The 13,448-nt window shown below is 66.2% G+C and carries 12 protein-coding genes; 2 read left to right on the forward strand and 10 right to left on the reverse strand.

Annotated elements, in window-relative coordinates; all coding sequences use genetic code 11:
* Positions 1–28 precede the first annotated feature (28 nt).
* Positions 29–1,147, reverse strand: a complete 1,119-nt coding sequence (locus ABW137_RS25345) for an ABC transporter ATP-binding protein (protein ID WP_526404219.1) — start codon at positions 1,145–1,147, stop codon at positions 29–31.
* Between the two features lie 17 nt (positions 1,148–1,164).
* A complete protein-coding gene (locus tag ABW137_RS25350; protein WP_526404220.1) occupies positions 1,165–2,118 on the reverse strand; it encodes an ABC transporter substrate-binding protein in 954 nt (317 codons plus the stop codon).
* 155 nt (positions 2,119–2,273) lie between these two features.
* Between ABW137_RS25350 and ABW137_RS25355 the strand changes: the two genes are divergently transcribed.
* Positions 2,274–2,675 (forward strand): LapA family protein, encoded by a 402-nt coding sequence (locus ABW137_RS25355; protein WP_526404221.1) that lies wholly within the window; start codon positions 2,274–2,276, stop codon positions 2,673–2,675.
* On the opposite strand, the gene ABW137_RS25360 is transcribed toward ABW137_RS25355, so the two are convergent.
* The 6 genes from ABW137_RS25360 to ABW137_RS25385 form a co-directional block, all read right to left on the reverse strand.
* Positions 2,667–3,695: a phosphotransferase family protein gene (locus ABW137_RS25360; protein WP_526404222.1), complete on the reverse strand. Its 1,029-nt coding sequence runs from the start codon at positions 3,693–3,695 to the stop codon at positions 2,667–2,669. The two genes, ABW137_RS25355 and ABW137_RS25360, sit on opposite strands and share 9 nt — an antisense overlap.
* Before the next feature lie 140 nt (positions 3,696–3,835).
* The gene (locus tag ABW137_RS25365) at positions 3,836–4,432 is read right to left on the reverse strand and encodes a histidine phosphatase family protein (RefSeq protein WP_526404223.1); all 597 of its coding nucleotides are present in this window, start codon (positions 4,430–4,432) and stop codon (positions 3,836–3,838) included.
* A gap of 83 nt (positions 4,433–4,515) precedes the next feature.
* Positions 4,516–6,393, reverse strand: a complete 1,878-nt coding sequence (locus ABW137_RS25370; RefSeq protein ID WP_526404224.1) for an alkyl/aryl-sulfatase — start codon at positions 6,391–6,393, stop codon at positions 4,516–4,518.
* 88 nt (positions 6,394–6,481) lie between these two features.
* Positions 6,482–7,312: an SDR family NAD(P)-dependent oxidoreductase gene (locus ABW137_RS25375; protein WP_526404225.1), complete on the reverse strand. Its 831-nt coding sequence runs from the start codon at positions 7,310–7,312 to the stop codon at positions 6,482–6,484.
* A 105-nt stretch (positions 7,313–7,417) separates the two neighbouring features.
* On the reverse strand, positions 7,418–7,897 hold the full coding sequence (locus ABW137_RS25380) for an LppP/LprE family lipoprotein (RefSeq protein WP_526404226.1): 480 nt from the start codon (positions 7,895–7,897) through the stop codon (positions 7,418–7,420).
* Positions 7,898–7,968: 71 nt separating this feature from the next.
* A complete protein-coding gene (locus tag ABW137_RS25385; RefSeq protein ID WP_526404227.1) occupies positions 7,969–8,460 on the reverse strand; it encodes a metallophosphoesterase family protein in 492 nt (163 codons plus the stop codon).
* Positions 8,461–8,602: 142 nt separating this feature from the next.
* Between ABW137_RS25385 and ABW137_RS25390 the strand changes: the two genes are divergently transcribed.
* Positions 8,603–10,960, forward strand: coding sequence for a putative bifunctional diguanylate cyclase/phosphodiesterase (locus tag ABW137_RS25390; RefSeq protein ID WP_526404228.1), 2,358 nt, complete (start codon positions 8,603–8,605; stop codon positions 10,958–10,960).
* Here ABW137_RS25390 and ABW137_RS25395 read toward each other — a convergent pair.
* Together ABW137_RS25395 and ABW137_RS25400 are read right to left on the reverse strand one after the other, a co-directional pair.
* The gene (locus tag ABW137_RS25395; RefSeq protein WP_526404229.1) at positions 10,923–11,309 is read right to left on the reverse strand and encodes a nuclear transport factor 2 family protein; all 387 of its coding nucleotides are present in this window, start codon (positions 11,307–11,309) and stop codon (positions 10,923–10,925) included. The genes ABW137_RS25390 and ABW137_RS25395 overlap by 38 nt on opposite strands.
* Before the next feature lie 106 nt (positions 11,310–11,415).
* Entirely contained in the window at positions 11,416–12,900 is a 1,485-nt protein-coding gene (locus tag ABW137_RS25400; protein WP_526404230.1) for a sugar transferase, read from the reverse strand.
* Positions 12,901–13,448 lie beyond the last annotated feature (548 nt).

Here is a 13,448-nt window from a genome sequence, read left to right on the forward strand (position 1 = left end):
GGGTGAAAAGATAGTTCACGGCCCTGCCCTACCCACCCTCGCCGGCTTGCTCGGCGAGCCGGTCCGCCTCGAGAGCCGCGAGCACGTCGTCGGCCCTGATGCCACCGATCACCTGTTTGGCGTCATCGACGGCAACGCCGAGCCCGGCGGGCGACGACAACGCCGCGTCCAGGGCCAACCGCAGCGTGCCGTTGGGCACGAACAGCGATCCTCCCGCAATGGTGCTGTCGTACAGCGACTTTCCCTCGCGGTGCGCTGCGACCCCGTCGGCGTTGATCCACGCGTACGGCGAGCCGTCGGACCTGGTCACCAAGACCCAGTCCCCCGGCGCCAGCTGCAGCGCGTCGATGCCCTCTTCGCCGACGTGCCGAATGTCGTGCAGCGGCAGGCTCGTTCCCTGGGTGAACTGCAGGCCGCGGTAACCGCGATCGGCACCGATGAACCCCGCCACGAAGTCGTTGGCCGGGTTGGAGAGCAGCCGCCGTGGCGCGTCGTACTGCTGCAACACGCCCCCGCGGCCGAACACCGCCACCTTCTCGCCGAGCTTCAACGCCTCGTCGATGTCGTGAGTGACGAAGACGATGGTCTTGCGCAGTTCGCTTTGCAGCCGCAGGATTTCGACCTGAAGCTCTTCACGGACCACCGGGTCGACGGCACTGAAGGGCTCGTCCATCAAGAGGATCGGCGGGTCGGCGGCCAGCGCGCGCGCCACGCCGACGCGCTGCTGCTGACCACCCGACAGTTGCGCCGGGTACCGGTCCGCCAACTTCGGGTCCAGACCCACCCGCTCCAGCACGCCGAGCGCGGCCTTGCGTGCGGTGCGCCGGGATTCGCCCTTCAGCACCGGCACCGTCGCGACGTTGTCGACGACGCGCAGGTGCGGCATCAGGCCCGCGCTCTGGATGACGTAGCCGATGCCCAACCGGAGCTTGACGGCGTCGACCTTGGTGACGTCCTCACCGTTGACCGTCAAGGTGCCCGACGTCGGATCGATCATCCGGTTGATCATCCGCATCGACGTCGTCTTGCCGCAGCCGGACGGGCCGACGAACACCGCGAGCGTGCCGTCGGGCACCTCGAGGTTCAACTCGTCGACGGCGACAGTGCCGTCCGGATACTTCTTGGTGACACCGTCGAACTTGATCATGTGCCCTACCTTCTGGTCTAACCGGCTACCGGCTTGTCGAACCCGTTGTCCTGTACCCATTTGCGGGCCGCCTCTTCGGGGTCGACCCCGCCGTTGCCGGACGTCGCGGTGTTCATCTCGATCAGGGCTTCGGTCGTCAGCTTGGCCGACACCGCGTCCAGAATCGTCTTGAGCTGGTCCGACATCTTTTGTGACGCCACCAGCGGCACGACGTTGGCGGCCAGGAAGTTGTTCTTCGGATCCTGCAGCGGGATCAGGTTGTTCTCCCGAATCGCCGGCGACGTGCTGAAGATGTCCGCGGCGGTGATGGTGCCCTCGACGAGCGCCCGTACGGTGGCGGGCCCGCCACCGTCACTGATGGCGACGAAGTTTCCCGGCGCGATCTTGAGCCCGTACGCCGCCTCAAGGCCTGGTAGGCCCTCCTTGCGGTCCGCGAACTCCGACGGCGCACCGAACTTCACCTCTGGCGAATGCGCGGCGAGGTCGGCGATCGTCTTGAGGTTCCACTTGGTGGCCGTTTCCTGGGTGACCGCCACGGTGTCCTGATCGTTGGCCGCGGACGGCGTCAGGATCGAAAGACCGCCCGGCAGCACCCGGGTCAGTGCCAACTCGACGGAGTCCGGATCGGTGGCCTTGGTCTCCGGATCGAAGAACTGCAACAGGCTGCCCGTGTACTCGGGGATCAGGTCTATCGAATGATCCTGGACGGCAGGCACGTAGGCTTCGCGGCTGCCGATACCGAACTTCCTGGTGATCTCGAATCCGTTGGCCTCCAACGTCTGTGCGTAGATCTCGGCGATGATCGTCGACTCGGTGAAGTCAGCCGACCCGATCGCGATCGTCTTGAGGTCACCGGAGATCTCACCGCCGCCGAGCGGGTTCGAGCTGCCGCAAGCAGCGGCCAAGACGGTCAGCACCGCCATCACCGCGGCCAGACCACTTCTGTGCTTCGTTCGTCGTGTGAGATTCATGCGAGCGTCCTTTCGGCGTCACCTGCCTCGTGAGACCCTAACCAGCTTGCTCTCGTGTCGCTCGGCTTTAGCTCTGCCTGAATGCAGCATTACCGTCTCGTGATCACCCGTGACCACCGGTTTCAATCCGCCGGAAAAGGGGCAAGGATGTGGCAATGAGCACCGACCCGCAATTCTCGCCCGTCGAACCGGGCCGCCCGGGCCACCTGGCTGGCCCGGTGGATCCGGTGGTGCCAGGCCCGCCGGTCGTCGACACCGCACCGCCAAAGGCGCCGCCGCCCGAGAACGCGGTGCACTTCACCAGGGCCGCTGCCCTGTGGTCGGCCCTGATCGTCGGGTTCCTGGTCCTGATCGTCCTGCTGATCTTCATCGCCCAGAACACGGACTCGGCGACGTTCCACTTCCTGGGTTGGTCGTGGAGCCTGCCACTGGGTGTCGCGCTGTTGGCCGCGGCAGTGCTTGGTGGCCTGGTGACCACGTTCGCAGGCATCGTCCGCATCGTGCAGTTGCGGCGCGCTGCCAAGAAGAACTTCAAGGCCGCGCTGCGGTCAAGCTAGTTCGGCGAGCCCCGCGGCGATCAGTGGGGCGACGGCCTCGCCGACGTTGTCGCCGTATTCCGTCGTGCCACCCATCCGATCACGGAACTGGATGCCCGCGGCGATGATGGCCAGCTTGAAGTACGCCAGCGCCATGTAGAAGTCCCAGTGGTCCAGCGGCTGGCCCGCCGCAGCCGAATACCGTTGTGCCAGTTCATCAGCCGACGGAATCGACGGCGACGACCACGCCGCATCGGCGTGCACCATGTCGAACATCGGATGGCGGTAGACGCACATCAGTGCCGCGTCGCTCAGCGGGTCGCCCAGAGTGGACAACTCCCAGTCGAGCACCGCCCGTACCTTGGTGGCGTCTTCCGCGTCGAGCATCGTGTTGTCGATGCGGTAGTCGCCGTGCACGATCGACGTCCTGCTCTGCGGCGGCAGCGCCTCACCCAGCGCGGCGTGCAGCCGTCGCACGTCGGTGTCGCGCGGATCGTCGTCGGTCCGCACCAGATCCCACTGCCCGCCCCAGCGCCGCACCTGTCGCCGCAGGTAGCCGGTCGGCTTACCGAAGTCACCAAGGCCGACGGCCTCGGGGTCCAGCGCGTGCAGATCCGCCAGCACCTTGATCAACGCATCGACGCACGCGCTCACGACGCTCTGGTCGCCGAGCGCGTCGAGATCCCGCGAGTGCCGCACGATGCGCCCCGGGACGAAGTCGACCATCTGGAACGGCGCGCCGAGAACCGAATCGTCGTTGCGCATCGTCACGGCGTGGGCCACCGGCACCGCGGTGCCCTCCAGCGCGGCGACCACCTTGTACTCGCGGGCCATGTCGTGCGCCGACGGCGTCAACCCGTGCAGCGGGGGGCGGCGCAGCACCCACTTGGACGCATCGTCGAACACCAGGAACGTCAGGTTGGACCGGCCGCCCGCGATCAGCTCGCCGCGCAGTTCGCCGGTGCGTGGCACACCGATCTCACGCAGATGCCCGTCGAGCGCGCCGAGGTCCAGGCCGTCCAGTGAAGCGTCGGTGGTCACCGCACTTGTCTACCATCCGGCCCATCTGCTCTTCGCGCGAGCGCTCATCCGACCCATCTGCTCTTCGCGCGAGCGCTCATCCGACCCATCTGCTCTTCGCGCGAGCGCTCATCCGGCCCATCTGCTCTTCGCGCGAGCGCTCATCGCTGATTTCTGGGGAGCAGATCCCATACGTGTTCCGTGCCATTGATCGACGCGACGCTGAGCCGTCCGTCCCGGTGCGAGAGCAGTCGCGTCACACCCGTGTAGTCCACCTGCACGCACAGCAGGCTCTCCGTCTTCATGATCTGGTGCACCAGGGAATTGATGACGCCGCCATGGGTGAACACCGCGACCGTGGCGTCGTGCTCGGCGGCGGCGACCACGTCGTCGATGCCTGCCCTGACCCTGGCCTGGAAGGCGTCGGCGTCCACGTCGCCAGGAAGCTCACCACTCATCAGCCGCTTGATGTCCTCCTCGGAGGCTTCCTCGATCGGCGTGTAGTGCGACAGCTCGTAGTCGTACTCGGCGATGCGCTCGTCGATGTCGATGGGAAGGCCCAACGCATCGGAAACCGGTTGCCCGGTCTGGATGGCGCGCCGTTGCGGACTGCTCAGCAGCCTGCTGATGGGGAAGCGCGCCAACGCGTCGGGCAGCCTCTTCGCCTGCTCGACGCCATCGGCCGACAGATGGGGATCAGAGCCCTGACCGGCTTCACTGCGGAGAGGTAGCGCATGTCGGACCAGAAGCAATTGCACCGTGCCACCATATGGCGTGCACGCATTCGCCCGTCCGGGTGTGCAGGGGCCGCGCACAGCCGCCAGGCGCTAGGCGCTAGGCGCTAGGGGGTGACGATGGCGAAGCTCGGATCCGGCTTGTCGAGCACCCCAAGCAGCGACGTCAGCGCGGCGGCGTCACCCGTGATCTCCACGCCAGGGGACGTGGCGTCGCCCGCCGCGAACAGCAGCAGCCGCACCTTCGTGGCCAACGTGACCGTCGCGTTGGCCGTCGCCGGATCGGCTGCCACCTTGCGATACACCAGGACACCGTTGCGCAGCGTCAACCGGTAATTCGCGGCGAGGTCGGTGAACGTGACGTCGATGGCGAGGACGAGATCCCACGCCTTGGGTCCGTTGATGGCGATCGCGAAGCTGTCGAACATCTGCTCCGGCGACAGTTGCGACAACATCGACATCGACGTGGTCGATACCGCCATCCCGAAGTTGCCGTCACGCAGCTCGGTGGCGCCGGACAGGAAGAAGTTGCGCCACGTCGCGTTCTCCGCGCCGTACGCAAGCTGCTCGAGCGTGTCGGCGTACAGCGCCTTGGCTGCCGCGTGATTCTCGTCGGTGAAGATTGCGTGATCCAACAATGTTGCTGCCCAACGAAAGTCGCCACCATCAAAGGCCTTCTGCGCGATCTCGACCACACGGTCGATGCCGCCGATCGCCTCCACGTAGCGCGGCGCGATCGCCTCGGGCGGATGCTGCCACAGCCGTCCGGGATTGCCGTCGAACCAGCCCATGTAGCGCTGATAGACGGCCTTGACGTTGTGATTGACCGACCCGTAGTACCCGTGCGTGTGCCACGCCTTCTCCAGCGCGGGCGGCATCGTGAACGTCTCGGCGATCTCGACGCCAGTGAAACCCTGGTTGAGTTGACGCAGGGTCTGGTCGTGAAGGTAGGCGTACATATCGCGTTGCAGCGACAGGAATTCGACGATCCGGTCCTTGCCCCACGTCGGCCAGTGGTGTGAGGCGAACACGACGTCGGCGCGGTCGGAGAAGCTGTCGATGGCCTCGGTGAGATAGCCCGACCAGCCGTGCGGATCGCGCACCAGCGCGCCGCGCAGCGTCAGCAGGTTGTGCAGGTTGTGCGTGGCGTTCTCGGCCATGCAGAGCGCCCGAAACTTGGGGAAGTAGAAGTGCATCTCCGCGGGCGCCTCGGTGCCGGGCGCCATCTGAAACTCGATCTCCACGCCGTCGATGGTGTGCGTCTCACCGGTGGTGGCGATGTCGAGCGTCGGGACGATCAGCGCGATCTCGCCGACCGAAGTGTTTTGCCCGAGGCCGCAACCCACCTGCCCCTTGGGGCCCCTGGCGAGCACCGTTCCGTACATGTAGGAGGCCCGCCGGGTCATCGCCGTGCCTGCGTACACGTTCTCCTGGATGGCGTGCTCGGTGAATCCCTCTGGCGCGATCACCACGACCTTGCCCGCGTCGACGTCGGCCTGGGTGGTCACGCCGAGCACGCCCCCGAAGTGGTCGGCGTGACTGTGGGTGTAGATGACGGCGGTGACCGGACGGTCCCCGCGGTGCGCCCGGTACAAGGCCAACGCCGCCGCGGCGCACTCGGTGGAGATCAGCGGATCGATGACGATCACGCCGGTGTCACCCTCGATGAAGCTGATGTTGGACAGATCGAGTCCGCGGACCTGATAGATGCCGTCGACCACCTCATAAAGCCCCTGCTTGGCGGCGAGGGTGGACTGGCGCCACAGGCTGGGGTGCACGCTGGTGGGCGCGTCACCGGTCAGAAAGTCGTAGACGTCGTTGTCCCACACCACCCGTCCGTCGGCTGCCTTGACGACGCAGGGTTTCAGCGCGGCGACGAACCCGCGGTCCGCGTCGTCGAAGTCGCGCGCGTCGTCGAACGGAAGACCGTCGAGGTGGGCGGCATGGGCGGACTCGATGACGGCGGCAGGCGGCTTCTGATCCATGGCAACGAGATTGCCACCCGACTGGTCCCGCCGAGGCGGTTCGACACGATATTCACTGTCACGTCAGCCAGTTCTCGAACTCGGCGAGCTACGTGTGGCGGGCGCGTTCCTCGTACTCACGGCGCCCGGCGACGTCCAGACCCTCGGCGAAGATGACGTCCGCGCGAAGGAACCGGCGGACCGTCTCATTCACGATCCGGGGCGTGAAGTTGCGCATGAACAGCGTGGCCAGACCGGCCGACTTCGTCACCATCAGATGCGGGCGCGGCTTGCGGATCAGCCCCACGATGCCAGCCGCGATGTCGTCGGGTTCGGCGTTCTTAAATCCACGCGCACTCGAAACCCCGTCGACCATCGCCGTATTCGTCAGCGTCGGCATCACCGTGGAGAACGACACCCCGCTTCCCCGCATCTCCAGCCGCACCGCGTCGGTGTACCCGAGCACCGCGTGCTTCGTCGCGCAATACGTCGCGATGCCCGGCATCGGCGTGATCGAGGCCAGCGAGCCGACGTTGATCACATGACCCTTGCGCCGCTTGGCCATTCGCGCCGCACCCAGCTTGGTGCCGAGGATCACGCCGAACTCGTTGATGGCGATCGTGCGCAACGTGACCTCGTCGGGTTCATCCACCGCACGCCCGGCCGGGCAGATGCCCGCATTGTTGATCAGCACGTCGATGGGACCGAGTTCGTGTTCGACGCTGTCCAGGAACTCCTCGAACGACGCCCGGTCCGTGACGTCGAGCCGCAGGTGCACCTCCAGACCGAGGGCGGTGCCCGCGTCCTTGGCCGCGACCTCGTCGACGTCCCCGATCGCCACCTTCGCTCCGAGTCGATGAAGCGCGGTGGCGGTCGCGAACCCGATGCCGCGCGCGCCGCCGGTGATCGCGACGACCTTGCCGTTGATACCGGTTCCCACGAATTCGCAGCCTAGATCATGGCGGGCCTGCTCAGAGCACTTCGATCATCCGGATTGAGCCGCTTGGCAATTGGGCCGCCGGACACGTCCACCTCGCCGTCGCGGCTAACCGGGCGGGGTCGGCGGCGCCGGGTCGAGCATCTCGACGTCATCGTCCTTCCACTGATAGCGCACGGCGACCCGTGGGCCGTCGCAGGCCGTGCACACGTTGCGGCCATCCTTGTAGTCGAGCACCACCATGGCGTCGGTACTGCGGGTGGCGTCGAACGACGTGAAGGGATACGCCACCGACGTCGCGGTACCGACGTACTCGCCGTAGTGAAACAGCAACGCGTGATCCGGCGAACTGCCAGTGGCGCCCTCGACCGTGACCAGCGCGGCCGACAGCGTCGCGCACGGATCGAAGTTGCCCGCGTAGGCCGTCTGCGCCCACGGGGCGTCGACCCCGCTGATGGCGGGCGGGAGTGACCGAGCCGCGAGCCCGATCTGGGGCGCCTCGAGGTTGATGCCGCACTGCGACCCCGGCGGCTCCGCGCCTGCCGACGGCACCGAACCGATCAACATCGACGCTGCGGTCACCGCCATCGCGAGGGAAGAACTCCGAATCACTGCCTACGATCCCCTCTTCGTCGTGTGTCGCTGCCCAAGACCACGGCTCACACGCGGTGCAGCGCGACGTCCGTCAGGGCCGAGTCCGTGACGCTCGCCGTCATGAAGGTACAGAACGGCTGCCGTCGCCGATCCGTTGGCGACCCCGGATTCAGCAGACGCAAACCGGTCGACGCGGTGGTGTCCCAGGGGATGTGGCTGTGCCCGAACACCAGGACGTCGGTGTCCGGATAGAGGGCGGCCATCCGCTCGTCGCGTCCAGCGGCCGCGCCCGTCTCGTGCACCACGGTGAAGCGCACGCCGGACAGCACCACGTCATTGCGTTCCGGGAGCCGCTCCCGCAAGTCGGCACCGTCGTTGTTGCCCCAGCAGCCGATCAACCGGTGAGCGCGCGCCTCGAGCTCGTCCAACAACGCCGCGTCCACCCAATCACCGGCGTGCACCACGACGTCGGCGTGCGCGACGGCGGCCCAGACCACCGCCGGAAGATCGCGCGCCCGCTTGGGCACGTGCGTGTCGGCGATCAGCAACAAGTCCACCCGGCCACGGTATCGGGTTCCGAACGCATCGCCTTCATAGGTTGCTATCCGCTCGGTAATCACACCAAGTACCCTGAGCGAGGCGGTCGGCGAGTTGTTGTGAACATCACGTCACCGACATTCGACCTGGGGGGGATCGATGATGCCACCACCGAGGGGCCTGGCCGCTGGCGTGGGACTCATCGGGATGCTGATGTTTGCCATCTGGTTGCTCGTCGGCATCGGCGGGCCGGAAGCGACTCTCGCGGTGAGCGAATGGGGCGCCATCGCGGCCAGTGCGTTCGCGCTCTCGTGCGCCCTGGTCGCGGCAAAGGGCTCACGCGGGCGGCATCGGATCGCGTGGTCATTCGTGGCCTTCGGGTTGGCGGGCTGCGTGGTGGGCACCGTCCTCAGGGCCACCGTCGACCTCTCCGCCGGACAGGGCATGCGCCCGGTTCTGGCTCCCGATTACTTCTTCCTGCTGCTCTCCGTCGGCATCTGCCTGGCCGCCCTCTTCGTCCCGACTTCAGGCGGGACTCGCGTCGGCGTTCGGCTGGTGCTGGACGCGGTCATCGTGACGACGTCGTTGTTCATGTTGGCCTGGGCCTTCGTCCTGCGCGACCTGTTCGACAGCGTCGACGTGCCAGCGACCTCATTCGCGCTGGCGGTCGTCTATCCGATCGCCGACCTCGCGATGGTCACCATCGGCGTGATGGTGCTGGTCAGTACGCGCCACGGCTATCGCACCAGCCCCGCCCTCGTCACGGCTGGCTTCGTCGCCGTCGGTGTATCGGACGCCGTCTACGTGTCCCTGTCGGTTCACGATCTGGACTCCAACTACCTCGTCGTATTCGGTTGGGCGGCGGGCATGTACCTCATCGGTTTGGGCGGTCTTGCGTCGCGACAGATGCCCCCGCCGCACGCCGAGCCGACGCGCTCGCCGTCTCAGGCGCCGCTGTGGCTGCCCTACCTCCCCGTCCCGTTCGCGCTCGTCGTCGGCGCCAGCGAGCTCTGGCCGATCGCCAGCACGGCGCCGATCCTCGTCGCGGGCCTCGCTTTGGTGCTAGCCACTCTGATCCGGCAGTTCGTCCTCCTCGACCAAAACCGACGCCTACTCGTCACCGTCGCCGAAATCGCTCTCCGCGACCCGCTGACCGGTCTCGCCAACCGCGCCCTGTTCACCGACCGACTGGCACACGCCATGCAACTCCGGCTGCGCAACTCAGCCCCGGTGTCTGTCCTGCTGGCCGACCTCGACGACTTCAAGTTGGTCAACGACAGCCTGGGCCATCCCGTTGGCGACGAGGTGCTGCGCAGCGTCGGCGAACGGATCCAGAACAGCGTGCGTCCAGGCGACACCGTCGCCCGCCTCGGTGGGGACGAGTTCGCGATCCTCGTCGAGGATGTGCCCGCGGTCGCCAACGACATCGCCGACCGCGTCATCCGAGCCTTCGACGACCCATTCGTGGTGGACGGCCGAGACATCTACATGACGCTCAGCATCGGGCTGGCCTCCGCACCCGCAGTGGGTGGCGCGGACTTCACGGCCGAGGAACTGTTCAACCGCGCGGACCTCGCCATGTACTCGGCCAAGCGGGCCCACGCGGCGGGCGCTCGGACCTTCACCCCCGACATGCGACTCGATGCCACCGAACTACAGCTGCTGAGCCAGCGGGAGAAGAGCGGGTACGGGGGCGGCGTCGCGCGCATCCAGTTGCTCGGCGACCTTCGTCGAGCCATCGACGAGAACACGCTCGACTTGGTCTACCAGCCGAAGTTCGATCTGACGACGGGCTCGGCGGTCGGCGTCGAAGCACTGATTCGCTGGCCCCATCCCGAATTCGGGATGCTGGAACCCGCCGACTTCCTGCCCCTGGTCCGAGAGAACGGACTGATGGAGACCGTCACAGACCTCGTACTGAGCCGCGCCGTGAAGGACGCCGCCAGCTGGTACTCGGCGGGTATCCACCTCCCCGTCGCGATCAATCTCTCCGCGCCGTCGCTGGACGACGAGACACTCCCGGACCGCATCCTGACGGCGTTGGCCAGGCACGGCATGCCCCCCGAGTCGCTCAGCGTGGAGATCACCGAGGACCTGCTGCTCGCCAGCGTCGTGCGGGCCCGCAGCGTGCTCGACCGGCTGCGTGACTCCGGCATCCGCGTTGCCATCGACGACTTCGGCAGCGGCTACGCCACCATGACGTACCTCCGCGAGCTGCCCATCGACGAGCTCAAACTGGACCGGCAATTCGTCGCCCCGATCCTCGAGGACGAGCGCGCCGCCGCGATCGTCCGGTCCGTGCTCGAGCTGGCCGAGGCGTTCCGGCTCGCCAGCGTCGCCGAGGGCGTGGAGAACCGTGCGACGGCGCGGCGACTCAAGGAGTACGGCTGCGGCTTTGCCCAGGGGCATTACTTCAGTCCGCCGGTGCCAGCCAAGGCGATCCGGCTCGGCGTGTGCGGCAGCAGGCCGGTCGACGGCCGGATCACGCCGATTGCAACAACTCGGCCATCCTGGGCATGATCACCTGCAGCCCCTTGAACGGGCGGATCATCACCTTGAACGACGTGATCTTCTCGTCGTCGTTCCAGACGATCATGTCGACGCCGTCGACATAGACGCCGTCGATGGTCGCCTCGAACTCCAGTACCGCCGAGCGCTCGCCGAACCATTGGCCCACGTATCGAAAATCCGTACCCGCGAACATCTTCGACGCCGCGGTCAAGTATGTGGCCGTCGCCGCCTTGCCCTCCTGAGCCTTGAACAGCGCCGGCGAATGGAACACCGCGTCGTCGGCGAGCAGGTCGTCGAGCTCGTCGACGCGGTTGTCGTGAATCATGTCGATCCAACGCTGGATCACAGCAGGGGTCATCTCGCCATCCTCCCAGTCTCGATGCGGCTGGGCATCCACACGCGCGGTGGCCCCCACGTCTCCGCGAACGTCACGGGGGGCTCGGTACTCTGCCCATTTGCGGGTGCTATTCAGCCCGCCGCAGTACGGCGACCACCGTCATCATGAGAATCTGCACATCCAGCCACAGCGACCAGTTCTCGATGTAGAAGTTATCCCATTCGGCGCGGTCCTCGATCGAGGTTTGCCCGCGTAGGCCGTGCACCTGCGCCCAGCCGGTCATCCCGGCCTTGACCCGATGCCGCTCACCGTAGCGCCGGATTTGGGCGTCGAAGACGTCGACGAACTCGGGACGCTCGGGGCGTGGGCCAACCAGGCTCATTTCGCCCTTGATGACGTTGATCAGCTGCGGGAGTTCATCGAGGGAACTCGACCGGATGATCTTGCCGATCCACGTGCGCCGATCGACGCCCTCCACGCCACCGGGTGCACTGCCCTGGTGCAACGCAAACTGAGTGTCCGAGACTCGAGGTGGGCGCATGGACCGAAACTTCAAGCAATCGAAGACGACGCCGTCGCGGCCGACCCTCGGCTGCCGAAAGAATGCCGGCCCAGGTGAGGACATTTTCACGGCCGCCGTGAGGAGCCCGAACACCGGTGCGATCACCAAGAGGATGGCGGCCGCCAGAATCCGGTCGAAAACGTGCTTGGCGGCAAATTGCCAACCCATCGGGTTGGTGTGGGACAACACCAGCAGCGGCAGGCCACCTACGTAGTCGACTCTTGACCGTTTGCATACGCTGTCGAACATTCGCGGCACCACCCAGACCGTCAGGCCGGCGAGCCGGGCAGTCCTGATGACGGGGATCAGATCTTGGTCGCGGGTCTTCGAAAAGGTGACGACGATGGCCTCCGCCCGCGTGCGCCGGATCGCGTCGGCAATGTTCTCTGGTGTGCCGACGGCTGGGACGGGGCCGGCCACGTCGCCGGTGGCAGTCCACGGGGGTTCGGCGTCGACGAAGCCGACCGGCAGGATTCCGTATTGGGGAGTGTCAACGAAGCGCTTCGCAAGGTGGCGGGCGACTATCCCGTTACCAACGATCAGCGTCCGCGATTGCAGTAGATGGTGTCGACGCAACACGCGTTTGGCTTGCACCGCGGAGATCCTGCCGATGGGCAGCAGCACAGCGGTGACCATCCAAACCTTGGCCACCGTGCCGCCCAAGTATCCAGGGACTTCGGCGAGGACCATGCCGCCAAGCAGCAGCATCGCGGCTAGCGCCGCGGTCATTTGCACCGCGACGAACTCGTCGATCAGGGTGCTGTGAAGCAACCGACGGTAGGTCGAGCGCAAGAAAAATATCAACAGCAGCATCGGCGCGTAACAGGCCATCATCCACACCGGCGGCAGCGGCAGCCCGCTATCGCGGGCCCAGATCAGACCTGCGGCAGACGCGATCGAGGCCATGGCCAAATCCACGGAGAACTTGATCAGGACGCCGAGTGAACCCATCGACATTGCCAGGTAGGCGCGCAGCCGCGGCACCTTGGTTACCGGTGAAGCTGCGCCAGCATCGATCGGCGATTCACCAGTCACCGCATGTATCGCCATGACCCATCGCCTCCCTACCTACAGCAGGACGCAAGGTTAGCCCATTTTCATTTGCTTGCTCCTGAGTGTGCATGGGATGTCAGCAAATACAACAGTCTCGTAAGTTGTGAGCTCAGCTACATTGTTTCCCGACTACCGCGAATGATCCAACTCCGCAAATAATCGCGGGTTGATCGGACGTGGCATTTGCTCGCGGCCGCGTTCGCGCAGCGTCTCCCGTGGTGCGTTGACGGCGCGCGCAGGAGGGATCAATCCTGGTCGCACGCGGAAGGCTGCGGTTGGCGGCCCATCGGTAGCCGACGCCCTCATCGATCCGAAATATGTCAGCAACCGCGTGCTGCGAACTTAGCAACATGAAGCGGTTCGCAGGCCGCGTCCCGTCCCGGAGGCAGAGCGTGACCCGGAACGGAGCAGTCGGGATCGCTCCGCAAGCCGTTCGTCGTTCGTTCGGATGCCGATCCCATCCCGTCACGTGGACATCGCGGGGCGGGTCGCTGCCATCCTTCAGATCACTTCGCTGGATGTCTGTGCGCCCGAAGGGATTCGAA

This window comes from Mycobacterium sp. (assembly GCF_040509115.1).
Lineage (GTDB): Bacteria > Actinomycetota > Actinomycetes > Mycobacteriales > Mycobacteriaceae > Mycobacterium.

Bases quoted from the DNA above. Each gene is read 5' to 3' on its own strand.
- ABW137_RS25345 (WP_526404219.1), bottom strand. From the start codon at position 1,147: ATGATCAAGTTCGACGGTGTCACCAAGAAGTATCCGGACGGCACTGTC.
- ABW137_RS25370 (WP_526404224.1), bottom strand. From the start codon at position 6,393: ATGGATCAGAAGCCGCCTGCCGCCGTCATCGAGTCCGCCCATGCCGCC.
- ABW137_RS25390 (WP_526404228.1), top strand. From the start codon at position 8,603: ATGCCACCACCGAGGGGCCTGGCCGCTGGCGTGGGACTCATCGGGATG.
- ABW137_RS25350 (WP_526404220.1), bottom strand. From the start codon at position 2,118: ATGAATCTCACACGACGAACGAAGCACAGAAGTGGTCTGGCCGCGGTG.
- ABW137_RS25395 (WP_526404229.1), bottom strand. From the start codon at position 11,309: ATGACCCCTGCTGTGATCCAGCGTTGGATCGACATGATTCACGACAAC.
- ABW137_RS25400 (WP_526404230.1), bottom strand. From the start codon at position 12,900: ATGGCGATACATGCGGTGACTGGTGAATCGCCGATCGATGCTGGCGCA.
- ABW137_RS25355 (WP_526404221.1), top strand. From the start codon at position 2,274: ATGAGCACCGACCCGCAATTCTCGCCCGTCGAACCGGGCCGCCCGGGC.
- ABW137_RS25380 (WP_526404226.1), bottom strand. From the start codon at position 7,897: ATGGCGGTGACCGCAGCGTCGATGTTGATCGGTTCGGTGCCGTCGGCA.